The following is a 22,828-nucleotide window of genomic DNA, read 5'->3' as shown; positions in this document are numbered from 1 at the left end:
TCCAGCCGCCGGTCGCACTACCTGCCCTCGCCCAGAAACCTGTACAGGGAAACGAGGATTCCCGCGGTCGCCCCCCAGATGAAGTAATCGCCGTAAGGCATCGCGTAGTACTCGCGCATCCTTCCCTGGTACTCCGCCTGATGCTTCTGGTGCCTGGCCGGATCGAGAAAATGCGACAACGGCACCTCGAAAGCCTCGGCGACCTCGAAACTGTCGAGCGACAGATCGAACGGCGGGTGCACCAGCCCGACCACCGGCGTGATGCGAAATCCCGTGCCGGTCCGGTATTCCGGCAGTTCGCCGAGCAACTCGACGCAATCGGGATCGAGTCCGATCTCTTCTTCCGTCTCGCGCAGCGCCGTCATCACCGCCGAAACGTCGGTCTCTTCCACCCTTCCGCCAGGAAAACTGATCTGTCCGGGATGATGATGCAGATGGTCGGTGCGACGCGTCAGCAGCACGGTCAGCGCCTCCGCGCGCGCAACGACCGGCACCAGCACCGCCGCCGGCCTCAGGCTCGTCACCGACGGGCTGCCATCCTCGTGCACCGGTTCGATCGGCCGCGCCTCCGTGAACTGCCGACGCAGCCACTCCGCATCCCGGAATTCCCCCGAACGCACGCCTTCCTTCTCTGTCACGCCCACCTCTCAGAACCGTTTGCGCAGCGTCAGCCGATCGCCTTCCCGCTGCATATCCATGCGACTGAGGAAGCTCATCCCGAGCAGCACGAACGGAAGGTCGTTCTCGTGAATCAGCCCGTCGACGCCGTGCAACGTGACGTCGCCGACGCGCACCGTATCGAGCCTCACCTTCCATACCCGCGCCGGGCCGCTCGCCGTCTGGCTCACGCCCCCCACGCCCTTGCGAAAGTCGATCCCGGCGCGACGCGCGTCCGATGCCCCCATCGAGACCATGCTCGCCCCCGTATCCACGAGGAAACGGACCGACGCGCCGTTGATGCTGCCGCTGGAAAAATGATGACCGCGCACGTCCGCAACCAGACTGACCGCCGCGGCGCCCCCCTGCTCGCCCGGAGCGCTGCGGACCGGGCCTGCGCCCAGTGCCACTTTCTGCCGTTTTCCGCCGATCTCGACCGTTGCCGCACCGTCGGTCACCTCGACCAGACGCAGTCCGTCACGAGTCTGCTCACCCACTGCAAGTGTACGCGGCGCGCCGCCGTCGACGACCAGCACCGCCTTCCTTCCGAAGAGCCCGACGACTTCGATCTCTGCAGCCATCGCTAAGGCCCCGCTGCTCGCAGCAATCGCAACTGATGACAATAACTGCAGCAATCTGAAAATCCGACTCATCATTCACCTTCCGGACGAAACCGCTTCCCGAGCCCAAAAGCAGACATGCCCCGCCGCGCGGCGGAAAAGCGTACCTGTTCCGCACCCGACCTGCCAAACAAGTCACGCCACTCGGGCACGCCGGCTTGAGGCCGAACGCGGGATGCTGACCTTTACGACGAACAACCTGTCCTTCAAGGAGATTCGCATGCTGCCTTCGGCATCGAAATGTAAAGCGAGGCGTTCCTCGATGTTCGCCAACGCAATCCGGTTCCCTGACGGAGCCCGTGTGTCTCCCCCCAAGACCGAGTTCCTCACCTCGATGACAAGTTCGCGCGAATTGCCTCCTATTGAGACGTACACATCTCCGCCATCTGCCGACGGTTCGACCCCGTACCTGACCGCGTTTTCCAGCAAGGGCTGGAGGACGAGAACCGGAACCTGCGCGGCGAGCGGAGCAGAATCAAGTGCCCAGTGCATTCGCAAGCGTTCGCCGAGGCGGAGTTGCTCGATCTGGAGATACGCCTCAGCGAGACGGATCTCATCGGAAAGTGGCACCAGTGAGCGACTGTCGGCAAGTAACGCTCTGAACAGGTCAGACATGTCCAGCAGGACCTGTTCCGCAAGGCGCGGATCCTGCCGCACGAGGGACACCGCCGTGTTCAAGCTGTTGAAGAGGAAATGCGGACGTATGCGCGACTGCAGAGCCATCAGGCGGGCGTTCGAAAGTGCGGGGGACAGGACCCTTTGCCGCCAGTTGAAATACATCAGGATCAATGCAGCCATCACGGTCGCCAACACCATGGATGTAAATGGACTTGCAACGGCAATACCTCCGCCAAGCCCTTGCATACCTGCATCCAGCCCCCCGCTCGTCAGTGCTGATACGCCACAGACCAAACAAACGCCTCGGCGATAGGGGCACGACGCAAGCCAAGGTGACAGCATGAACAGAACCAGCACGATGGCCAGAACCGAAACCTCGAACAACACCCCCCAGTTCGCAGCGACCAGAAGCGACGAAATTCCTTCCGGCGCATGCGCCATCAGCGAAAGAAGATTCGCAGCCTCCGCGATCACGATGATGCGAAGCATCACCCCGAGATTCCGGAAGTCTGGGAGTTCCTCCCGCATATCTGGATAAGGCCCCTTTCCCATTCGTGCATGCTACACAGAAAGTGATCGTTGGGCGCACCGCCACTCGTACGCAAAATTTACGCGCTCGTCGGATATCCATGCGATGCATGCTGCCCGGCGCTATGCTCACCTCAGCCACCATGGTGATCGTATCGACCAACCCCTCAATCCGGAAATATCGTGAGCCGTCAGCAAACTCCCCCTCGCCCTTCGCTTCGCGGATTCACGTTGATCGAATTGATGATCACCGTGGCTATCATCGCGATCCTTGCCGCCGTCGCCCTGCCCAACTATCAGCAGTACGTCATCCGCGGCAAGCGTGCTGCGGCGCAGGCAGAAATGATGGACATTGCGAATCGCCAGCAGCAGTTTCTTCTCGCGAACCGTGCCTACGCGAGCAAGGCGTCATTGGAAGCCAGCGGATACGCCCTACCGACCGAGGTCAGCACTAATTACTCGTACACGATCACGGTGGGAACCGGGGCCGTACCGTCGTTCACGATCACGTTCACGCCGACTGGTGGTCAGGCAAGCGACGGGGCACTGACCCTGAACAGCGAAGGCGTGAAGACGCCAGCCGGAAAGTGGAAATGATCCTCACCACCCCTTCCCCCCTCGCTCAACGGGGCACAACGATGATCGAGGTGCTCGTCACCATCATCATCCTCACACTCGGATTGCTGGGGCTGGCCGGCCTGCAGTCACGATTGCAGGTATCCGAAATGGAAGCCTACCAGCGCGCCCAGGCCGTGATCCTGCTTAACGACATGGCCAGCCGGCTTACGACGAACCGCAAGACCGCACCAAACTACGTCACCGGCAGCGCATCGCCGGTTGGCGCAGGCATGACCTGCCCGGCCATCAGCAACACGTCATCCCGCAAGGACATAGATATTGGCGAGTGGTGCAATGCCCTGCAAGGGGCAGCCGAAACGTCGGGCAGCACGCTGATGGGGGCGATGGTCGGAGGCCGCGGATGCATCGAGGATTTGGGGGCGGACGAGTATTTGATCACGGTCGCCTGGCAGGGGCTTACCCCGTTGTCGCCTCCGCCCACCGCCATAGCGTGCGGGAAGGACAGCTACGACGGCGCCAGCGGCTCGACCTGCGTTGCGGACAGATGCCGGCGAGTTGTAACGACCAGAGTGAAGATCGCGAAGCTGGACTAACGGCCATGACGAAGAATACCCGGACCGGTTCGACCGGAGCCCTCTCGACCCGACGACAAAGGGCATTCACCCTGATCGAGTTGATGGTCGCGATGACTGTCGGCCTGCTGTTGATGTCCGCACTCCTCGCGGTCTTTCTCAACGTCTCGCGCACCAACCGCGAGATGGCGCGAACCAACATACTGATAGAGAACGGGCGGTTCGCGGTCCAACTTCTCGAAAGCGATCTCGTGCACGCTGGCTACTGGGGGGAACTCGACTACACGAGCACCGACCCCACCCCCACATTCGCTAATGCCAATGCGATTCCCGATCCCTGCGCCGCTGTCGCGAGTTGGACTTCCGCATACAAGGACAATCTCCTTGCCATTCCGGTCCAAGGGTATGCGAACGGGGCTGCATTGACCGGCTGCGGCATCACCAGCGGCAGCGTGCTGGGCACGAGCGATGTTCTCGTCATTCGCCACGCTAATACCTGTGCGCGCGGGGCGGCCGACTGCGCGGAGGGAGCGGATACCGGGCCGCATATTCAAGTTTCGACTTGTCGCAGCGAAGTCTCACCCGGCGCCACAGAACCCTTCTATGCGATGGCTGTTTCCGGGGACACTCCATCGACGGCAGCATTTCCCCTTCGGGACAAGGCTTGCCCGCCGACACCGGTGGCAGCTATCGACGCCCCCTTGCGTAAGGTGATCTCACATATCTTTTACCTTGCAACGAGCAGTAATCAGCCGACGCTGATGCGCGCTTCCCTGGAAAATGGCGCCTATGGGACGCCGCAACCATTCATCGAAGGCATCGAGGAGTTCCGCGTAGAGTACGGTGTCGATGAGAACGGCAAGAATGGCTTACCGATCAGTGCAACCAACCCGGGCGACGGCTCTGCGGACCGCTTTGTCACGACCGCGCAGATTGCGGCCGCACCGACAACTGCATGCGATGTCGCCGGCTCGCGCTGCTTCCTCCTGGCAAACACGGTCGCGGTAAGGGTGCACGTGCTGGCGCGAAACCTCGAACCGACACCCGGATACACCGACACGAAAACCTACGACCTCGGGGAAACCACGGTGGACGCGAAGAACGACAACTTCAAACGCCACGTCTTCTCACGCACGGTTCGCCTCGTCAATCCTTCCGGCCGCAGGGAAACGCCATGATCGCATCCAGAGGTTGCCACCAGCGTGGAGCAACGCTTGTCGTAGGCCTGATTCTGCTCGTCCTGATCACGCTGATCGTCACCAGCGCCTTCAATCTCAGCACCGGCAACCTCAAGGCGGTCGGCAACATGCAGACGCGCGACGAAGCAGTCGCGGCCGCGAACGTCGCGATTGAACGCGTCATCAGCACCGATACCATTTTCTTTGCTCCTGCCGCAAAGACTGAGTCGGTGGGGCCCTATAGCGTTTCGGTGGCAGCACCGGTATGCATTTCCTCCGTAAGCATCAAGGATTACACAAGCGCCGACACCAATCCAAACGTCCTGATCGAGGGCGGACCAGGCGGAAGTGGGTCGGCAACCGGATTCGTGGTCACTTACTGGGACATTACCGCGACGGTCAATGACACGACGACCGGTGCGCGTGCGGAAGTCCATCAGGGCGTGAAGATCACCCTGCCGGCAAGCCCGAACCCCTGCACCTGATCCCATACCGAAACCGCTGCATCTGGAATAACGAACATGACACGCACAAAACCGCTTGCGAAGGCCGTCGCGCTAATGGTTCTGGGATTCTCCTGGCCCGCCGCAGCCGAGGACATCGACATTTTTCTCACGAATCCGGATATCACCGGCACGCGGCCGAACGTCGTCCTGGTTCTCGACAACGCCGCCAGCAATAACTCCCAGGTCACACTACTGAACGGTTCCAGCGGTCAGAAACTGGAGATGCTCCGACAGGTGCTGAACAACATCGTCGACCCACTGAACTCCCCGTACTTCCCGAGCTGCGTTGTGACCGAGACGGAGTCCGGGGAGTCACGCAATCCCGAGGGCTGCGTAACGCGGGCCGAAGTCGATAAACTCCTCAGCGGAATCAATCTTGGCCTGATGCTTGCCAACCCCTCGGGTTCCGGTCGCGGCGGCTACGTCCGTTCACATGTCAGATCGATGGAGGTCGCGGCGAACCGCAGCTCGCTGCTCGCCAAGATCAACAACACGTCCAGCAGCCCCACGGGGATTCCGCAGGCTAACAACGCGCCGTACGCGAAATCGATGCATGAAGCCTATCTCTACTTCGGTGGACGGGCAGCCTATGTCGGTTTCGACAGCAGCCAATACGATAACGCTGCGAGAAGCGGCCAGAACTATGTAAGCCCGGCAGGCGACGCCTGCGCCGACAACTACATCATTTTCGTCGGCAATGGCGGCCCGGACTCCGGCGAGGAGAACGACACCAGAACCCTGCTCACAGGAATTGGCGGGATCCTCAGCACCGACCCGGTTCCCTTTACCCCTTCTAACCTCATGAGCAGTTGGTTCGACGAATACGCACGTACGCTGAACAAGCAGGATGTCGTTCCGTCGATAACCGGAACTCAGACCGTCACGACCTATACGATCGCCGTCCAGAACCCGGCCGACGCCAATTACAACACGGCGCCGGTCAAGAGCTCCCGCGAACTTCTGCGCAGCGCTGCAAGCCTAGGCGGCGGGGAGTACTACGAAGCAAGTGACGGACAGAAGGCAATGAAAGCGTTCATCAGCATGCTGCAAAAAATGCAGGCGGTAAACTCTGTGTTTGCGGCAGTGACCCTTCCCGTGAGCGTGAACGTGCGCGGCACCTTCCTGAACCAAGTCTACATGGGCCAGTTCCGCCCCGACAAGGACGCTCGGCCCCGCTGGCCAGGCAACCTCAAGGTGTATCAGATCGCGCTCGACGCCAATGATCAGCCAATGCTCGCGGACCGTAACAAAGAAGGCGTCGAGGACACCGTCAAGGGCTTCCTGCTGCCTGACAAGACCAGTTTCTGGACCACGAGCTCGAGCTATTGGGAATTTGACAAGATGGGGACGCCACCGTCGGCGAGCGACGCACCCGACGGTGCAATCGTCGAGAAGGGAGGCGCGGCCCAGCGTCTACGCACGAAATTTGCGTCGAGTCAGACAAGTCGGAAATTATATACTTGCAATGGGGCCTGTTCGACCGGAGCTTCATACTCGTCGATGCTCTTCAGCACCGAGAACAGTACACTGACAAGCAATACCACGTTGTCCGCCGGTTCGACTGAACGAACGGCTCTGATCAACTGGATCCGCGGACAGGACAATCAGGAAAATGAAAACAAGAATAAGGATGCGAGCGATGCCCCGATACTAACGGACGTACGTGCACGCATTCACGGCGACCTCCTGCATTCGAGACCCGCGGTGGTAAACTACAACCGCACGGATGGCGATCGTGACATCGTCGTCTATTACGGCACGAACGGTGGCGTATTCCATGCCGTGAAGGGCGGACTTGCCGATGCCACCGCGACTGAAGAAGGCGACGGTTTCGAGAAATGGGGCATCGTATTCCCGGAGTTCTATGGCGACCTGAAGCGACTCAGGGATAATTCGCCCGACATCTCGACCGCATCGCCGAGACCCTATTTCGCCGATGGCCCCGTCTCCATTTATCAGAAGGACGCAAACGGAGACGGACGGATCGTTGCCGCCGATGGCGACAAGGTCTATCTATACGTCGGCATGCGGCGCGGCGGACGTTTCTTGTATGCACTCGACGTCAGCAACCCCGATGATCCGAAGCATCTATGGAAAATCGACAGTTCCCAGACTGACTTCTTGGAACTCGGCCAGACTTGGTCTGCTCCGCGCCCGGCGCGCATCCGTGCCGTCACCGACGATCCGGTCGTGATTTTCGGCGCGGGCTACGATTCCGAGAACGAGGACTTGTCGACGGCCACCGTCAACGACAAGGGCCGCGGCATTTTCGTCGTCAATGGCCGAACCGGGGCGCTCGTCAAGCACATCATCATCCCGGGCGAAATGGGGAGCGTTCCCAGCGACGTCACCGTCGTCGATCGCGACAACAATGGCTCGCAGGATCGCATATACACTGCGGATACCAAGGGCAACGTCTGGCGTTCCGATATCGACGATGCAAACCCGGACAACTGGGCGACCTACAAGATCGCGTCTCTTGGTGGCAGCGGTCCGAGCGCGCGCAAATTCCTTAACAAGCCCGACGTTGTGTTCGGCAGGACGTACGATGCCGTCCTCGTCGGCTCGGGCGACCGCGAACATCCGTTCGACACCACGGTGGTCAATCGCTTCTACATGCTGCGCGACTCATTCACCAGTCTCACGGGCGGCCTTTTCTGCGGCACGACCGACGCGCCGGCTACCTGCACGGAGAGCGATCTCGAGGATGTGACGAGCAATCCTCACCAGGAGTCCCCCCTGCTTACCAACTCGAAGGGTTGGTACATGACGATGGCGACCGGCGAGAAGGTCGTCGGTAACGCGATCACCGTTTTCGGAACCACGTTCTTCGGCACCAATCGTCCAACCCCACCCACGCCAGGGGAGTGCACGAGCAACCTCGGCGAAGCGCGCCTTTACTCAGTGGGATTCGAGACGGGCAATGCGACTCGCGACCTCAATGCGGATGGCGTGATCAACGGGCAAGACCGCTCCGAAAAGATCGAAGGCGGCGGCTTCCTGCCGTCGCCGGTCTATGCGCCGGTCCAGATCAACGGGAAGAAGATCGACACCGTGTGCACCGGACCGAACTGCTTCGGCCCCGGTGGCAAGAGCTTCGGAACCGATCGAATCCGGACATACTGGCGGGTGCAACAATGAGTTCGTTCATTGAGCAGCCTCGCGCACCGCTCCCGTGGGTGCAACGGGCGTCCGGGTTCACGCTCGTCGAGATGATGGTCACCGTTGCCGTGATGGCAATCCTCGTCGCGATTGCCGTCCCGTCATTTACCGACACGCTGCTCGGAAGCAAACTTGCGGCCTACGCAAACAGCCTTTCGGGCGGCGCAATGCTTGCGCGCAGCGAGGCCATCAAGAGAAACGCAACGGTAAGCCTGTGCGTATCCTCGACGGGAACGTCCTGCGACACGGGCTCCTGGGAGCAGGGATGGATCGTTATCAGCGGGACGTCCGTCCTGCATCGCGAGGAAGCTCTTCCGACCGGGCTCCGGATCACGGAGGCGAGCGCGATTGAACGTGTCGACTTTCGGCCCGCCGGAGTCGGCACTACGGCAGCAACCTTGACCGTGTGTCGCCACGCTCCAAGCGTCGGCCCCCAGGAACGCGTGATCACAATCAGCACAACGGGACGTACATCAGTCAGCAAGACGACGAACGCCTCATGCCCCTGAGACCCGATGACCGGCCTCGACGCACAGCGCTCTTCCCGCACGACGCGCGAAAGGTTGCTGCGCGCCCTCCGTAGCGCCCTAGCAGGCAAGCTTCCCCGAGATACGCGGACGGCCGGTCGCACTGATTATCACTTGCCGTGCAGCCCCCTGATCGCATAGCGTAAGAACACCCATCTGCAGGGCTCCAGTGAAGGCTCTCGTCTCGCCGGTGGGAACGTAGGATATGTAATCGCGGACTGGCGTGCTACCCACGATCACAAGTGATGGATCTCGGGGCTCCGACAAGAGCAAGATCGGTTCGATCACGTCTCGCTCGCCGTCGTCATCAAGATCCTCAAACACCAGCCAACCGTGCTGCCATCCGATGCTTCTTGCGCATTCGGACAGCGATATGGTGGTGCAGATACTGACGCGGCGACTACGCTTGACGGCCTCCGAACGAGCAAAATATAGCGTGCCAAGAAGATCATTGGCCGACGTCGTGAGCCGGGACTCTCGCGCCAGCGCTGCAAGACTCGGAGCTGCCGAAGCGGCAAGAACCGCCGTTATCGCGATCACGAGCATGATCTCGACTAACGAAAATCCTCGGCTCAATGCCGTGTGCCGATGCGAATATCTGTGAAGCGAACGACGGACTGTCTCGTACTCAGGACAATCTCCGATTCGCCTCGACACCTCGTCACCTCGTTCCATCAAAAAATGACGAATGATATTACATCAACCTTTAAATTATTCCAAAGGCGTATTCAAATTAATTAACAATCCAACTCTGGGGAAGCAACCGGTTAGCGCAATCGACGGTAACGACAAAGTCGTCGCCGGATAAAGCGCGTGGTTCGCTACGTCATCGGTGTGTCGAGGCAGTCTTGACTGAGTAGACGGATTGCCGCCCTCTCGCAGGAACTAAGCCCGAGGTCAAAGGCATTGTGGTGTGCGACGACGGCGAACAACGCCAGCCCGACGCAACGACAGAAGGTCCCGACGCTCGTGGTCTCGTAGTTCGTAGGCGACTGACCTGTTACGGGACCCCGAGATACTTTATACAAACGTGTCAATTACGCTACCCAGCCTAGCGCCCGGAGTCGGGCCAGCAGGAGCGGGAAGAGCCTGCAGGAGTTGCGCCGCATTGAGCGTCTGCAACTCCATCGCTTTCTTGAGGACCAGGACGGAAGCCTGGGCCTTGAGGGAGGTCGATGCGTTGGCGGAGGCGATGGATGCGATTGTGGTGATGTCCATGACGCCTCCGGCTGGCGGTATCAGTCGCGGAAGTTGCCGAACTGGAGCGGGAAATCGACGATTTCCTTTTTGACCAGCGCGATGGCGTCCTGCAGCACGTCGCGCTTGGCGCCGGAAACGCGCACCACGTCGCCCTGGATCGCCGCCTGGACCTTCATCTTGCTGTCCTTGAGGAGCTTGACGATCTTCTTGGCCAGATCCTGCTCGACGCCGACCCGGACCTTCACTTCCAGCTTGACCTTGTTGCCCGAGATCTTCTGCACGTCGCCGTAGTCGAGGCAACGCACGTCGACGCCTTTCTTGGTCATCTCGGGCAGCAGGATGGTCTTCATCTGGTCGAGCTGGAAGTCGGTGTCGCCGAACATCGTGATCAGCTTGTCGCCGAGTTCGAGCTTCGCGCTGGTGCCCTTGAAGTCATGGCGCCCGGCGATCTTGCTGTTGGCGACGTCCAGGGCGTTCTTCAGCGAGGGCTGATCGACCTCGGACATGATGTCGAAAGACGGCATGTTCGGCTCCCTGCGCGAAGATCAGCCGTAGTGGCAGACGTAGTGATAGGGCTCGCCGGTCACTTCGATATCGAAGCTCGAATTGCCCGGAACGTTGAAGGACTGGCCAGCCCCCCAGGTGGTCCACCCGGTTTCGCCCTTCAGCCGCACGCGGCAGCTGCCGCCGACACCTTCCATGATCTCGGGCGCCCCGGTATTGAACGTCAGCGTCGCGGGCAGGATCACGCCGACCGACTTGCGGGTGCCGTCGGCGAAGGTGATGCCGTGCGAGATGCACTTGCCATCGAAATAGACGCTGGCCTTGGTCGTGACGGCGACGCCGTCGATCTTTTCGGTAATGCTCATGAAACGGGGCCTCCCTATTCGATACCCATGAATTTCTGGATGAAGCTCTTGGCGATGAACCCGATGAAGCCGAGGCCGAGGGCGACGAACAGCCAGATCGTTCCGTAGCGCCCTGCCTTCGACTGCTTCGCGAGGTTGCCGATGATGAACAACATGTACACGATCAGCGCGGAAACGAGGATCTTGAGCGACCAGTCCTCGAATTCCGCTACCGTCAGCCCGAATATGATCGGGTCACCCTCCATCCAGACAGCTCCTTAACCGCGCTTGTTGCGCGCGTTCGCTGCGATGCGCATGCGCAGCGCGTTGAGGCGGATGAAGCCGTGCGCATCCTTCTGGTTGTACGCGCCCTGGTCGTCCTCGAAGGTCGCGATCGTCGGGTCGAACAGCGAATCGGTCTTCGAGTCACGGCCGGTGACGATGACGTTGCCCTTGTAGAGCTTGAGGCGGACCCAGCCATTGACGGTTTGCTGTGTGTGGTCGATGAGCGCCTGCATCGCCTGGCGCTCGGGGCTCCACCAGTAGCCGTTGTAGATCAGGCTCGCGTAACGGGCGAGCAGGTCGTCCTTGAGATGGGCGACTTCGCGGTCGAGCGTGATCGACTCGATGGCACGGTGCGCGCGCAGGAGGATGGTTCCCCCCGGCGTTTCATAGCAGCCGCGCGACTTCATGCCGACATAGCGGTTCTCGACGAGATCGAGGCGGCCGATGCCGTGCTTGCCACCGAGCTTGTTCAGTTCGGCCAGCAGTTCATGCGCCTTCATGCGCGTGCCGTTGATCGCGACGAGATCGCCCTTCTCGAACTCGAGGTCCACGTATTCGGCGGCATCCGGTGCGGCCTCGGGCGAAACGGTCCAGCGCCACATCGATTCTTCCGCTTCGGCGGCGGGGTTCTCGAGATGACGGCCTTCGAAGGAGATGTGTAACAGATTGGCGTCCATCGAGTACGGCGAGCCGCCCTGCTTGTGCTTCATCTCGATGGGAATGCCGTGCTTTTCGGCGTAGGCGAGCAGCTTCTCGCGCGAGAGCAGGTCCCATTCGCGCCACGGGGCGATGACCTTCACGCCGGGCATGAGCGCGTAGTAGCCGAGCTCGAAACGAACCTGGTCGTTGCCCTTGCCCGTCGCGCCGTGCGACACGGCGTCGGCGTTGGTGGCGCGGGCGATCTCGATCTGGCGCTTGGCGATCAGCGGACGTGCGATCGAGGTGCCGAGGAGATACTCGCCCTCGTAGACGGTGTTGCAGCGGAACATCGGGAAGACGAAGTCGCGCACGAACTCTTCGCGCAGGTCGTCGATGAAGATGTTCTCCGGCTTGATGCCGAATTTCAGTGCCTTCTGGCGCGCGGGTTCGAGTTCCTCGCCCTGGCCGAGATCGGCCGTGAAGGTGACCACTTCGCACTTGTAGGTGTCCTGCAGCCACTTGAGGATGACTGAGGTATCGAGTCCGCCCGAGTAGGCGAGGACAACTTTCTTGACGTCGCTCATGTGGATTTCCGCTCTTTCCTTACCGCTTGACTGATTGGCCGTGTCACCACGACCGCTTTTCGCTCCGGGGTCGGCGAAAACTTCGCTCCCCGGTCAACTGCCGTTCCTCCGGCTCGCCCTGCACGCGCGGTCGCTCCGCGTGCGCCGGGCCGAGTCGTCAGCTGTCGACCTTCCCGAGCACGAGGTACTCCATCAACGCCTTCTGCACGTGCAGCCGGTTTTCCGCTTCGTCCCACACGACGGACTGGGGACCGTCGATCACGTCGGCGGTGACCTCCTCGCCGCGGTGTGCCGGCAGGCAGTGCATGAACAGGGCACCCGGATTCGCCGCTGCCATCATGTCGGCATCGACGCACCAGTCGGCGAAGGCTTTCATGCGCGCCTCGTTCTCGGCTTCATACCCCATCGACGTCCACACGTCCGTGGTCACGAGATCGGCACCGCGGCACGCCTCCATCGGGTCGGCGAACAGTTCGAAGTGTCCGGTGCCGGCAAGGCCGGCACGCGCCGGATCGATTGCGTAGCCCGGCGGCGTCGACACGCGGACCTTGAAGTCGAGAACCTCGGCGGCCTGCAGCCAGGTGTAGGACATGTTGTTGGCATCGCCCACCCAGGCGACGGTCTTGCCCTGGATCGAGCCGCGATGCTCGATGAAGGTGAAGATGTCGGCCAGGATCTGGCAGGGATGGTATTCGTTGGTCAGCCCGTTGATCACCGGCACGCGCGAATTCGCCGCGAAACGGTCGATGATGTCCTGTTCGAAGGTGCGGATCATCACGACGTCGCTCATGCGCGAGATGACCTGCGCCGCGTCTTCGACGGGCTCGCCGCGGCCGAGCTGCGAGTCGCGCGTATTCAGGTAGATCGCAGACCCGCCGAGCTGCTGCATGCCCGCTTCGAAGGACAGGCGCGTGCGGGTGCTGGCCTTCTCGAAGATCATGACCAGCGTGCGGTCGAATAGCGGGTGATACGGTTCGTAACGCTTGAACTTGTCCTTGATCCAGCGCACGCGGCCGAACAGGTAGTCGTACTCCTCGCGCGTGAAGTCCTTGAACTGCAGATAGTGCCGCGGCGTGTTCATCCCGGGCCTCCTTATTGCGTCAGGAACTTGCGCACCAGCGGCGCGAGCGCCGACACGAGGTTTCCGGCGTCCTGCTCGGTGAACACGAGCGCGGGCAGAAGACGGATGACGCGCTCGGCCGTGACGTTGATCAGCAGGCCCGCCTCGAGCGCCTGGCGCACGAGATCGCCGCAGGGGCGGTCGAGCTCGATGCCGATCATCAGGCCGCGGCCGCGGATGTCCACGACCCCTGCCACGCCGTCCAGCGCTTCGCGCATGCCGTTGCGGATGGCATCGCCGACACGCACGGCGCTCTCCCGCAGGGCCTTGTCCTCGATCTCGGCGAGGGTCGCAAGGCCCGCAGCGCACGCGAGCGGATTACCGCCAAAGGTCGAGCCGTGATTGCCAGGCGAGAACAGGCCGGCAGCGCGCCCTGCCGTGACGCAGGCACCGATCGGCACGCCCGAACCGAGGCCCTTTGCCAAGGTCATGATGTCCGGCTTGACGCCCGACTGCTGGAAGCCGAACCAGTGGCCGGTGCGGCCGATCCCGCATTGCACCTCGTCGCAGATCAGCAGCCAGCCGCGCTCGTCGCATATCGCGCGCAGCTCGCGCTGGAAGGTGTCGTCGGCGATGTTGATGCCGCCCTCGCCCTGAACCATCTCGAGCATGACGGCGACGACGTTATGGTTGTGTTCGCCCACCGCGCGGATCGCGCCGATGTCCTTGTACGGGACGCGCACGAAGCCCGTCACGAGCGGCTCGAAACCGGCCTGAGTCTTGCGGTTGCCCGTTGCCGAAAGCGTGGCGAGCGTGCGGCCATGGAAGGCGTTTTCCATGACGATGATCTCGGGATGGTCGACGTTCTTCTTGTGGCCGTAGAAGCGCGCGAGCTTGATGGCAGCCTCGTTGGCTTCACAACCGGAATTGCAGAAGAACACTTCGTCCATGCCGGACAGGGCGGCGATGCGGTCGGCCAATTCCTCCTGTAGCGGGATGCGGTACAGGTTGGACGTATGGAGCACGCTCGCCGCCTGCTCGGAAATGGCGCGCACGAGCCGCGGGTGGTTGTGGCCGAGCGTGGACACGGCAATGCCCGAAAGCGCATCCAGGTAGCGCTTGCCGGTCTCATCGAAGAGCCAGACGCCCTCCCCATGCGTGAAAGCAACGGGCAATCTGGCGTAGGTGTTCATGAGATGCGACATGGGGGACCCCGTTCAGGATGTAGCAGAAACGCACACGGCGGCACATGCCGCCGTGAAAAGGTTGGAAGCCGATGTTAAGCGAAAACCGCAGGCGTTGTATAGGTTCGGGAGCCTGCGCGGATAGTCGCCCGGGGGCTCACGGCAACATCCACATTCCGGAATCGCCCGCCGCATCGCGGGATATAGCAGGGGATTTCTGCTAGAATCCGCCCCGTCTTTCGCGGTGCCAGCAGTTCCGGCCGCAGCCGGCGCACCAATCCCCCGGAAATTCCCGCAGCCGCCGAGTCTCGCCCTATGAGCCAATCGATCGAAAGCTTCGTCATCATTGGAGTCACGCGCGAAGGAAAGACCTTCCGCCCGAGCGACTGGGCCGATCGGCTGTGCGGAATCATGTCGGCCTTCGGTTCCGACAACCGGATGATGTACTCGCCCCATGTGCGCCCGGGATGCACGCTCAAGGGTCACAAGGCGGTACTGGTGGATGCCCAGCTGTATGACATCGAGCCCCTCGCCTACAAGTTCCTGATCAACTTTGCAAAGGACAACGACCTGGTCGTCGACCGCATCGACGACGAGCAGGTGAAGATCTGACGAAGGCGAGCAACGGCAAGCGCGCACAAGTAAAACGGAAATAAAAAACGGCGACCTCGGTCGCCGTTTTCTTTATCGCAAGAACGCGAGGATCAGGCAGCCATCGCCTTGACCGCTGCGGACAGGCGGCTCTTGTGGCGGGCAGCCTTGTTCTTGTGAATGATCTTCTTGTCGGCGATGCTGTCGATGGTGCTCGTCGAGGTGCGGAACACCGCCTGAGCAGCAGCCTTGTCGCCACCGACGACAGCCTTTTGCACAGCCTTGATCGCGGTACGCAGACGAGAACGGAGGCTGCCATTGTGAGCGCGGGCCACGACCGCCTGACGGGCGCGCTTGCGGGCTTGTGCCGAGTTGGCCATATCTATGTTCTTCCGTTGAGTGGTTCTTGAAAACGCGCGAGTTTAACCATTCGATCGGCAAGGCGCAAGTGCACCGGCGAGCGACTGCGGCTATCATCGCGTCTTTTGCCACGGCAGCCTCCGATGAACCTGTTGCGCGCCCTTGCCACCGTCAGCAGCATGACCTTGCTGTCGCGGATCCTCGGCTTCGTCCGGGACTTCGTGATCGCGCGCACCTTCGGCGCCGGCATGGCGACCGACGCATTCTTCGTCGCGTTCCGCCTGCCCAACCTGCTGCGACGCATGTTCGCGGAGGGAGCATTTTCCCAAGCCTTCGTGCCCATTCTCGCCGAATACAAGAACCGCCAGGGCCCCGAGGAGACGCACCAACTGGTCAGCCGCGTGGCGACCGCCCTCGCGCTGGCCGTGACGGCAGTGGCCGCGATCGGCATCGTGGCCGCGCCGCTGATCATCTGGATATCCGCGCCGGGTTTTGCGGATGAGCCCGACAAGTTCGCACTGACGGTCGAACTGACCCGCATCACCTTCCCCTACATCCTGTTCATGGCGCTGGTAGCGCTTGCCGGCGGCGTGCTGAACTCCTGGAGCCGGTTCGCCATTCCCGCGTTCACGCCGGTGCTGCTGAACCTCTCCTTCATCGGCATGGCGCTGTTCGCCGCACCGTGGTTCGACCCGCCGGTCCTCGCGCTGGCCTGGGCGGTGTTCATCGGCGGGGTCCTGCAACTGGCGCTGCAACTGCGCCCGCTGGCGCGCATCGGGCTCCTGCCGCGCTTCGACCTGAACCTGTCGGATCCGGGCGTGCGCCGCATCGCCAGACTGATGCTGCCGGCGATGCTGGGCGTTTCGGTGAGCCAGGTGTCGCTGATCATCAACACCATCTTCGCGTCCTTCCTCGAGAGCGGCAGCGTGTCGTGGCTGTATTACGCCGATCGCCTGATGGAGTTCCCGGCGGGCCTGCTCGGTGCGGCGCTGGGGACGATCCTGCTGCCCAGCCTGTCGAAGCTGCACGCGGACGAGCAGCCGGAAGCGTTTTCGTCGCTGCTCGACTGGGGACTGCGCCTGACGCTGATGCTCACGCTGCCGGCCGCCCTGGCGCTGGCGCTGCTGGCCGTGCCGCTGCTGTCGACGCTGTTCCAGCATGGCGCCTTCACGGTAACGGACGTGCAGCAGACGCGCCTCGCGCTCGTCGCCTACAGCGTCGGGCTGAGTGGGCTGATCCTGGTGAAGATCCTCGCGCCCGGCTTCTATGCGCGCCAGGATATCCGCACGCCGGTGAAGATCGCGCTGATCACGCTGGGCGCGACACAATTGATGAACCTCGCCTTCATCGTGCCGCTCAAGCACGCGGGCCTCGCCCTGTCGATCGGGCTCGCTTCGCTGCTGAACGCGGCGCTGCTGTACCGGGGTTTGCGTCGCCGCGGGGTCTATCGGCCGCAGCCGCGCTGGGGGATTTTCACGCTGCGCCTGCTGGTCGCGCTGGCAGTCCTGGGGGTCGTGCTGTGGTTCGGCATGGGCGACGAGCCGTGGTGGTACGCGCAGCATGCGACGACGCGCGTGCTGCGCCTGTCCGCCGTCGTGTTGGGAGGAGTCGCGGCGTACTTCCTGACCCTGTTCGCGCTGGGGATCCGCCTGCGGGACTTTCGCCGCCGCGCGGCGTGAGCGGCGCGCGGGCGCGCCGCGTCGCGGTCGCTGCGCCACGGACACCGTCGGGGGCACTACAATGAAGCGATTGATTCTCCCGATCGACATCGAAGGAGTTCCCTGGCATGAAACTCAGCAGCCAAAGCTTCACCGACGGCGCGCCGATCCCCGGCGAATTCTCGTTCTGCATTCCTGCCGCCGAGGGGCACGTATGCCTCGGCAGCAATCGCAATCCGCATCTGGCCTGGAGCGGGGTGCCGGCGGGAACGCGGTCCTTCGTGCTGATCTGCCACGACCCGGACGTGCCGAGCAAGGGTGACGGCGTCAACCAGGAGGGCCGCGTCGTACCGGCGAGCCTGCCGCGCGTGGACTTCTTTCACTGGGTCGTTATCGACCTGCCGGCGGACCTGCGCGAAATCGCCGCCGGCAGCTTTTCGGATGGCGTTACGCCGGGCGGGAAGAACGGACCGGAAGGGCCGCTCGGCACGCGTCAGGGCATCAACGATTACACGGCGTGGTTTGCCGGAGACGAAGCGATGCGCGGGAACTACCACGGCTACGACGGCCCCTGCCCACCGTGGAACGACGAGCTTGTGCACCACTATGTGTTCACGCTGTACGCGCTGGAAAAGGAATGCTGCAACCTCGACGGCCAGTTCGGGGGAGCCCAGGTGCGCAACGCGATCGCCGGCCACGTGCTTGCCGAAGCGAAGCTCACCGGCACCTACACGCTGAATCCGTCGCTGCGTGGCTGAGCATTCCGCCGAAGACGGACACCGGCCGGCGACTCAGTATCCGGCGGCAGCGCCCTCGCGACGCGGGTCGGCCGCGCCGACCCATTCGCGGCCGCGCCTGACGATCACACCCAGCCCGCTGGTCAGGTCGCGCATCACGGTTTCGTGGCCGAAGGCTGCGAGACCCGCCGCCAGTTGCCGTGCGTCGGCGCGGTCTTCGACTTCGGTGGGGCCATTGCGGCTGCCGACGTGCGGGCGCGCGAGCAAGGCGTCGGGCGCCATGTTCCAGTCGAGCAGGCCGACGAGGTTTTCCGCGACATAGTTGATGATCTGGCTGCCGCCCGGCGAGCCGATCACGACATGGAGTTTTCCGCCGGCGTCGAACACGAGGGTCGGCGACATCGAGCTGCGGGGGCGCTTGCCCGGACCGACGCGGTTCGGATGGGGGCCGCGCTCGTCGGCGGGCACGAAGGAAAAGTCGGTGAGCTGGTTGTTGAGCAGGAAGCCCCGCACCATGCGCCGGCTGCCGAAGGCATCCTCGATCGAGGCGGTCAGCGAGACGGCGTTGCCCGCGGCGTCGACGACCGAGACATGGGAGGTCGCGGGCTGCTCGACGTTTACCGCTTGCGGCGCTGCCGCCTTGCCCGGGGAGCCGGGCAGGGCCCGGTCGAGGCTGTCGTCGAGCAGGATCTGTTGTGCGCGACCGTCGAGATACTCCCGCGCGAGCAGTCGCGCCGGCGCGACCGGCATCGCAGCGGGGTCGCCATACCATGCATCACGGTCGGCGAACGCGAGCCGCCCCGCCTCGCTGAACAGGTGGGCCGCGAACGCCGAGTCGGACGGGATCTCGGCGAGCCGGAAGCGTTCGAGCATGCCAAGCATGGCCAGCACGGTGGCCGCACCCGAGCTGGGCGGGGGCATGCCGCAGACACGGTAGACGCGGTACCTGCCACACAAGGGGGGACGCTCGACCGCACGGTAGCCGGAGAGGTCGCCGAGGGAGAGGGCCCCCGGGTTCGGGCCGGAGGCGACTGCGTCGACGATGTCACGCGCGATCGGTCCTGCGTAGAAGGCATCCGCGCCCTGCTCCGCGACGGTGCGCAAGACCTCGGCGAGCGGGGGATTGCGCAGCGTAGCCCCTTCCGCCAGCGGGCGCCCGTCGGCATCGAAGAAGAGCTGCCGCGCGGACGGATCGCGACTCAGGAAGCGATCCTGCGCGATCAGGGTGTGCAGGCGTGGCGAGACTGCGAAGCCGTCAGCGGCGAGGCGGATCGCCGGCTGGAACAGGCGCGACCAGGGCAGCCGGCCATGCCGGGCATGGACTTCGGCAAACATGCGCAGCAGCCCCGGCACGCCGACCGAGCGCCCACCCACGACGGCGTCGTAGAAGGCCATCTTGTCCCCTTGCGCCGTGAGGAAGAGACGCTCGTCCACGGCTCGCGGCGCGGTTTCGCGCCCGTCCCACGCGCTCGTCCGGCCTTTTCGCGCATCATGGTGGACGAGAAACCCCCCTCCGCCGATGCCGGACGACTGCGGCTCGACGACATTGAGCACCAGCGCGGCGGCGATCGCGGCATCGACGGCACTGCCGCCGTCGCGCAGCACGCTCACGGCGGCGTTCGTCGCGTGCGCATTCGCGGTCACGACCATCGCCTGCGGCGCCACGACGGCGGGCTTCACGCGGAAACCGGTCGCGGCTTCGGGCTGAACGGGAACCTGTCCGAAGGCAGGGGTGGGCGCGGGAAGCGCCGCCAGCCATACCGCCAGCAGAGCCGCCAGCGACGTTCGCGATACGTTCATGTTCCCTCCGAGTTCCGCATGACGGCGGGTTGGCATGCCGGAACGATACGCCCAGCCGCCGTATGCCTGCGCCCGCGGAGTGTATCGCGACGTTTCAGGGGACGTAGGCGGCGAGCTGTCGCGGGACCGAAGACAGACGCGGACACCGGTAGTCAGGCACACCGCCGGCGTATGCGGGATACACCTCCCCTTCGATCAGGGGGTGCAGGTAGCGCCGCGCCGCGTCGGTGACGTGGAGCCCGTCGGCGCGGATGAAATGGGCGGGAACCCGGCGTTCGAGGCTGGCGATCGCGGCCACGTCGCGGAACACGATCTCCCAGCGATAGGGATCGTCGGACAGGCGCCGGATGGCGGGCATCACGCAGTCGCGCCCGGCGATGGCGGCTTCGACAGCGGCGCGTCCGACGGCACACGCCTGGGCGTGATCGACGGCGGAAACGAGGTGCCCCGCGGCGCGCTGCAAATAATCGGGAATGGCCCAGTGGTGCTTGTGGCCGAGACGCGCGTGGATCAGCCGCGCGATGCACTGGCCCGCGCCGCCGAGCTGCACGTGCCCCTTGCGGTCGTGGTCCTGTTCCATCACGAGGGTGCCGTCGGCGCGACGGATCCCCTCCGACACGGTGACGGCGCAGTAGCCGAGGCGCCTTACGGTCGCGTCGACGACGGCGAGAAAGGCGCCTTCGTCGAACGGCACTTCCGGCATCAGGATGATGTGCGGCGGCGCGTCCGCCGTGCGTGCGGCGAGCGCGGTTGCGGCGGCGATCCAGCCGGCGTTGCGCCCCATCACCTCGAGCACGAAGACGCGCCCGGTGCTGCAGGCCATCGACGCGATGTCGAGGCCGGCTTCCAGCATCGCCACTGCCGCGTACTTGGCGGCGGAGCCGAAACCGGGCGAACAGTCGGTGCCTTCGATGTCGTTGTCGACCGTCTTGGGCACGCCCACGCACACCAACGGATAGCCGCGCGCGCGCGCCGCGGCGGAAACCTTGGCGACGGTGTCCATCGAGCCGTTTCCGCCGTTGTAGAGGAATTGGTCAATGCCGTGGGCGGCGAAGACCGCGAACAGGCGGTCGTACTGGGCCGCATTGCGGTCAGGCGGATCGAGGTCGAAGCGGCACGACCCGAAGGCCCCGCCCGGCATGTGCGCGAGCGCTTGGAGATCGTCGGCGCCGAGCGCGGCCGTGTCGATCAGATCCTCGTCGAGGGCACCGAGAATGCCATGGCGCGCGGCGAAGATCGTCCCGATGGCGTCGTCGCGTTCGCGGGCCGCGGCGATGACCGCCGCCGCGGAGGCGTTGATGACCGCGGTGACGCCCCCCGACTGCGCATAGAGTAGATTGGTCCTGGCCATCGCGCTCTCGTGTGATGCAAAGGAAAACGCGGCGAGAAACGGGATGGCTCCCGCCGCTCGCCGCGCTCGTACCGGAGACGCCCGCTTACTTCAGCGCGTCAAAAGCGCGCGCGGTGATCGCGTCGACCGCGCCGAGTCCTTCGATCTTGCGGACCTTCGGGGCGGAAGCCGCACCGGAGGCGGCCCACTTGGTGTAGTACTCGACCAGCGGCTTGGTCTGGGCGTGATAGACCTCGAGGCGCTTCTTCACGGTTTCCTCGCGGTCGTCATCGCGCTGGATGAGCTCCTCGCCGGTCACGTCGTCCTTGCCGGCAACCTTGGGCGGGTTGTACTTGACGTGGTAGGTGCGGCCCGAGGCGAGGTGCACGCGGCGGCCGCTCATGCGCTCGACGATCTCGCTGTCGGGAACGTCGATTTCGAGGACGAAATCGATCGGCACGCCGGCTTCCTTCATCGCGTCAGCCTGCGGAATCGTGCGCGGGAAGCCGTCGAACATGTAGCCGGTCTTGCAGTCGTCCTGCTGCAGGCGGTCCTTCACCAGGCCGATGATGATGTCGTCGGAAACCAGGCCGCCCGCATCCATCACCTTCTTGGCTTCGATGCCGAGCGGGGTGCCGGCCTTGACCGCGGCACGCAGCATGTCGCCGGTGGAAATCTGGGGAATGCCGAACTTTTCCTTGATGAAGTTCGCCTGAGTGCCCTTGCCTGCTCCCGGGGGTCCCAACAGAATCAAACGCATGAATCCTCTCCTCCCTGTCATGCCGCGCCGGTAAGGCCGCATGGTTCCCAAAAAATGAAGCCCGAAACTTACTCGACTCGCCCCGCGCGGTCAAACGCCGCCCGGACCCGCTCGAGGTCTTCCGCGGTATCGACGCCCGCTGCCGGCGCGCGTTCGACCGTAAGTACCCGAATGCGGTAGCCGTGCCACAGCGCGCGCAACTGCTCGAGCGCTTCCCAGTTTTCCAGCGGCGACGGCGCGAGACCTGCGTAGCGGCGCAGGAAGTCCACGCGGTAGGCGTAGATGCCGACGTGGCGCTGCACCGGCAGCCCTGCGGGGATGAGGTCGCGCGATTTCGCGAAGTCGTCACGCGCCCACGGAATCGGGGCGCGCGAGAAGTACAGCGCCTGATCGCGCGCGTCGCACACGACCTTGACGACGTTCGGATTGAAGAGCTCGGCGGCATCGTGCAGCGGATGCGCGGCCGTTGCGATCGCGGCCTCCGGCGTGTCGGCGAGCGCGCGGGCGACGTCGGCGATCAGGGCCGGATCGATCAGTGGCTCGTCGCCCTGGACATTGACGACGATCTCGTCATCGCCCCAGCCGAGCGCGGCAACGACCTCGGCAAGGCGGTCGGTGCCGCTGGGGTGATCGGCGCGCGTCATCAGCACGTCACCGCCGGCAGCCTGCACGGCATCGACGACGCGCGCATCGTCGGTCGCGACCCACGCGGACAGCGGTCCCGCCTTGCGCGCCTGCTCGAGCACGCGCACGACCATCGGCTTGCCGCCGATGTCCGCGAGCGGCTTGCCCGGCAGTCGCGTCGACGCGTAGCGCGCCGGAATGACGACGTGAAAACCCGCCAT

25 protein-coding genes are annotated in these 22,828 nt (G+C 63.6%); 9 read left to right on the top strand and 16 right to left on the bottom strand.

Annotated elements, in window-relative coordinates; translation table 11 throughout:
* Positions 1-17: 17 nt before the first annotated feature.
* The 3 genes from GPA27_RS07795 to GPA27_RS07785 form a co-directional block, all read right to left on the bottom strand.
* Entirely contained in the window at positions 18-557 is a 540-nt protein-coding gene (locus GPA27_RS07795; protein ID WP_256222840.1) for a CoA pyrophosphatase, read from the bottom strand.
* A 90-nt stretch (positions 558-647) separates the two neighbouring features.
* On the bottom strand, positions 648-1,238 hold the full coding sequence (locus GPA27_RS07790) for a retropepsin-like aspartic protease family protein (RefSeq protein WP_246260991.1): 591 nt from the start codon (positions 1,236-1,238) through the stop codon (positions 648-650).
* 174 nt (positions 1,239-1,412) lie between these two features.
* Entirely contained in the window at positions 1,413-2,384 is a 972-nt protein-coding gene (locus GPA27_RS07785; protein ID WP_246260990.1) for a sensor histidine kinase, read from the bottom strand.
* Between the two features lie 270 nt (positions 2,385-2,654).
* On the opposite strand from GPA27_RS07785, the gene GPA27_RS07780 reads away from it, so the two are divergent.
* From GPA27_RS07780 to GPA27_RS07755, 6 genes are read left to right on the top strand one after another with little or no spacing between them, the layout of a single operon-like run.
* Positions 2,655-3,020 (top strand): type IV pilin protein, encoded by a 366-nt coding sequence (locus tag GPA27_RS07780; RefSeq protein WP_269469647.1) that lies wholly within the window; start codon positions 2,655-2,657, stop codon positions 3,018-3,020.
* Entirely contained in the window at positions 3,017-3,595 is a 579-nt protein-coding gene (pilV, locus tag GPA27_RS07775; RefSeq protein ID WP_211164885.1) for a type IV pilus modification protein PilV, read from the top strand. The genes GPA27_RS07780 and pilV overlap by 4 nt, the downstream gene beginning before the upstream one ends.
* 5 nt (positions 3,596-3,600) lie before the next feature.
* Positions 3,601-4,752, top strand: coding sequence for a PilW family protein (locus GPA27_RS07770; protein WP_169139185.1), 1,152 nt, complete (start codon positions 3,601-3,603; stop codon positions 4,750-4,752).
* On the top strand, positions 4,749-5,237 hold the full coding sequence (locus GPA27_RS07765) for a PilX N-terminal domain-containing pilus assembly protein (RefSeq protein ID WP_169139184.1): 489 nt from the start codon (positions 4,749-4,751) through the stop codon (positions 5,235-5,237). Before GPA27_RS07770 ends, GPA27_RS07765 begins: the two co-directional genes overlap by 4 nt.
* Positions 5,238-5,273: 36 nt before the next feature.
* Complete coding sequence (locus tag GPA27_RS07760; protein ID WP_169139183.1) at positions 5,274-8,399, top strand: pilus assembly protein; 3,126 nt, start codon at positions 5,274-5,276, stop codon at positions 8,397-8,399.
* Positions 8,396-8,929 (top strand): GspH/FimT family pseudopilin, encoded by a 534-nt coding sequence (locus GPA27_RS07755; protein ID WP_169139182.1) that lies wholly within the window; start codon positions 8,396-8,398, stop codon positions 8,927-8,929. The genes GPA27_RS07760 and GPA27_RS07755 overlap by 4 nt, the downstream gene beginning before the upstream one ends.
* Before the next feature lie 78 nt (positions 8,930-9,007).
* On the opposite strand, the gene GPA27_RS07750 is transcribed toward GPA27_RS07755, so the two are convergent.
* The 8 genes from GPA27_RS07750 to GPA27_RS07715 all read right to left on the bottom strand — a co-directional run bounded on the left by GPA27_RS07750 (position 9,008) and on the right by GPA27_RS07715 (position 14,768).
* Positions 9,008-9,622: a GspH/FimT family pseudopilin gene (locus GPA27_RS07750; RefSeq protein WP_256222836.1), complete on the bottom strand. Its 615-nt coding sequence runs from the start codon at positions 9,620-9,622 to the stop codon at positions 9,008-9,010.
* Between the two features lie 345 nt (positions 9,623-9,967).
* A complete protein-coding gene (locus GPA27_RS07745) occupies positions 9,968-10,165 on the bottom strand; it encodes a YjfB family protein (RefSeq protein WP_169139181.1) in 198 nt (65 codons plus the stop codon).
* Positions 10,166-10,185: 20 nt separating this feature from the next.
* Complete coding sequence (locus GPA27_RS07740; protein ID WP_169139179.1) at positions 10,186-10,671, bottom strand: YajQ family cyclic di-GMP-binding protein; 486 nt, start codon at positions 10,669-10,671, stop codon at positions 10,186-10,188.
* Positions 10,672-10,692: 21 nt separating this feature from the next.
* Positions 10,693-11,016, bottom strand: a complete 324-nt coding sequence (gene ppnP / locus GPA27_RS07735; protein ID WP_169139177.1) for a pyrimidine/purine nucleoside phosphorylase — start codon at positions 11,014-11,016, stop codon at positions 10,693-10,695.
* Between the two features lie 14 nt (positions 11,017-11,030).
* On the bottom strand, positions 11,031-11,261 hold the full coding sequence (locus tag GPA27_RS07730; protein ID WP_050416734.1) for a DUF2788 domain-containing protein: 231 nt from the start codon (positions 11,259-11,261) through the stop codon (positions 11,031-11,033).
* A 12-nt stretch (positions 11,262-11,273) separates the two neighbouring features.
* Positions 11,274-12,503, bottom strand: coding sequence for an argininosuccinate synthase (locus tag GPA27_RS07725; RefSeq protein ID WP_169139175.1), 1,230 nt, complete (start codon positions 12,501-12,503; stop codon positions 11,274-11,276).
* A 157-nt stretch (positions 12,504-12,660) separates the two neighbouring features.
* Positions 12,661-13,584, bottom strand: a complete 924-nt coding sequence (gene argF, locus GPA27_RS07720; RefSeq protein ID WP_169139173.1) for an ornithine carbamoyltransferase — start codon at positions 13,582-13,584, stop codon at positions 12,661-12,663.
* 11 nt (positions 13,585-13,595) lie between these two features.
* Positions 13,596-14,768: an aspartate aminotransferase family protein gene (locus tag GPA27_RS07715; RefSeq protein ID WP_169139171.1), complete on the bottom strand. Its 1,173-nt coding sequence runs from the start codon at positions 14,766-14,768 to the stop codon at positions 13,596-13,598.
* Between the two features lie 294 nt (positions 14,769-15,062).
* Here GPA27_RS07715 and GPA27_RS07710 point away from each other — a divergent pair, with 294 nt between their 5' ends.
* Entirely contained in the window at positions 15,063-15,359 is a 297-nt protein-coding gene (locus tag GPA27_RS07710; protein WP_169139169.1) for a DUF3579 domain-containing protein, read from the top strand.
* 92 nt (positions 15,360-15,451) lie between these two features.
* Here the strand turns inward: GPA27_RS07710 and rpsT are convergent, their stop codons facing one another.
* Complete coding sequence (gene rpsT / locus GPA27_RS07705; RefSeq protein WP_169139167.1) at positions 15,452-15,718, bottom strand: 30S ribosomal protein S20; 267 nt, start codon at positions 15,716-15,718, stop codon at positions 15,452-15,454.
* A gap of 123 nt (positions 15,719-15,841) precedes the next feature.
* On the opposite strand from rpsT, the gene murJ reads away from it, so the two are divergent.
* The gene (gene murJ, locus GPA27_RS07700) at positions 15,842-17,377 is read left to right on the top strand and encodes a murein biosynthesis integral membrane protein MurJ (RefSeq protein ID WP_169139165.1); all 1,536 of its coding nucleotides are present in this window, start codon (positions 15,842-15,844) and stop codon (positions 17,375-17,377) included.
* 107 nt (positions 17,378-17,484) lie between these two features.
* On the top strand, positions 17,485-18,114 hold the full coding sequence (locus GPA27_RS07695; RefSeq protein ID WP_169139163.1) for a YbhB/YbcL family Raf kinase inhibitor-like protein: 630 nt from the start codon (positions 17,485-17,487) through the stop codon (positions 18,112-18,114).
* 33 nt (positions 18,115-18,147) lie between these two features.
* Here the strand turns inward: GPA27_RS07695 and ggt are convergent, their stop codons facing one another.
* The 4 genes from ggt to kdsB form a co-directional block, all read right to left on the bottom strand.
* Positions 18,148-19,893: a gamma-glutamyltransferase gene (ggt, locus tag GPA27_RS07690; protein WP_169139161.1), complete on the bottom strand. Its 1,746-nt coding sequence runs from the start codon at positions 19,891-19,893 to the stop codon at positions 18,148-18,150.
* 94 nt (positions 19,894-19,987) lie between these two features.
* The gene (locus tag GPA27_RS07685) at positions 19,988-21,244 is read right to left on the bottom strand and encodes a 6-phosphofructokinase (protein WP_169139159.1); all 1,257 of its coding nucleotides are present in this window, start codon (positions 21,242-21,244) and stop codon (positions 19,988-19,990) included.
* An 85-nt stretch (positions 21,245-21,329) separates the two neighbouring features.
* On the bottom strand, positions 21,330-21,983 hold the full coding sequence (gene adk / locus GPA27_RS07680) for an adenylate kinase (RefSeq protein ID WP_169139157.1): 654 nt from the start codon (positions 21,981-21,983) through the stop codon (positions 21,330-21,332).
* 68 nt (positions 21,984-22,051) lie between these two features.
* Positions 22,052-22,828: a 3-deoxy-manno-octulosonate cytidylyltransferase gene (gene kdsB / locus GPA27_RS07675; protein WP_169139155.1), complete on the bottom strand. Its 777-nt coding sequence runs from the start codon at positions 22,826-22,828 to the stop codon at positions 22,052-22,054.

It is taken from the genome of Aromatoleum toluolicum, from assembly GCF_012911005.2.
GTDB classification, from domain to species: Bacteria; Pseudomonadota; Gammaproteobacteria; order Burkholderiales; family Rhodocyclaceae; genus Aromatoleum; species Aromatoleum toluolicum.
This window is presented reverse-complemented; position numbering and strand designations above follow the sequence as displayed.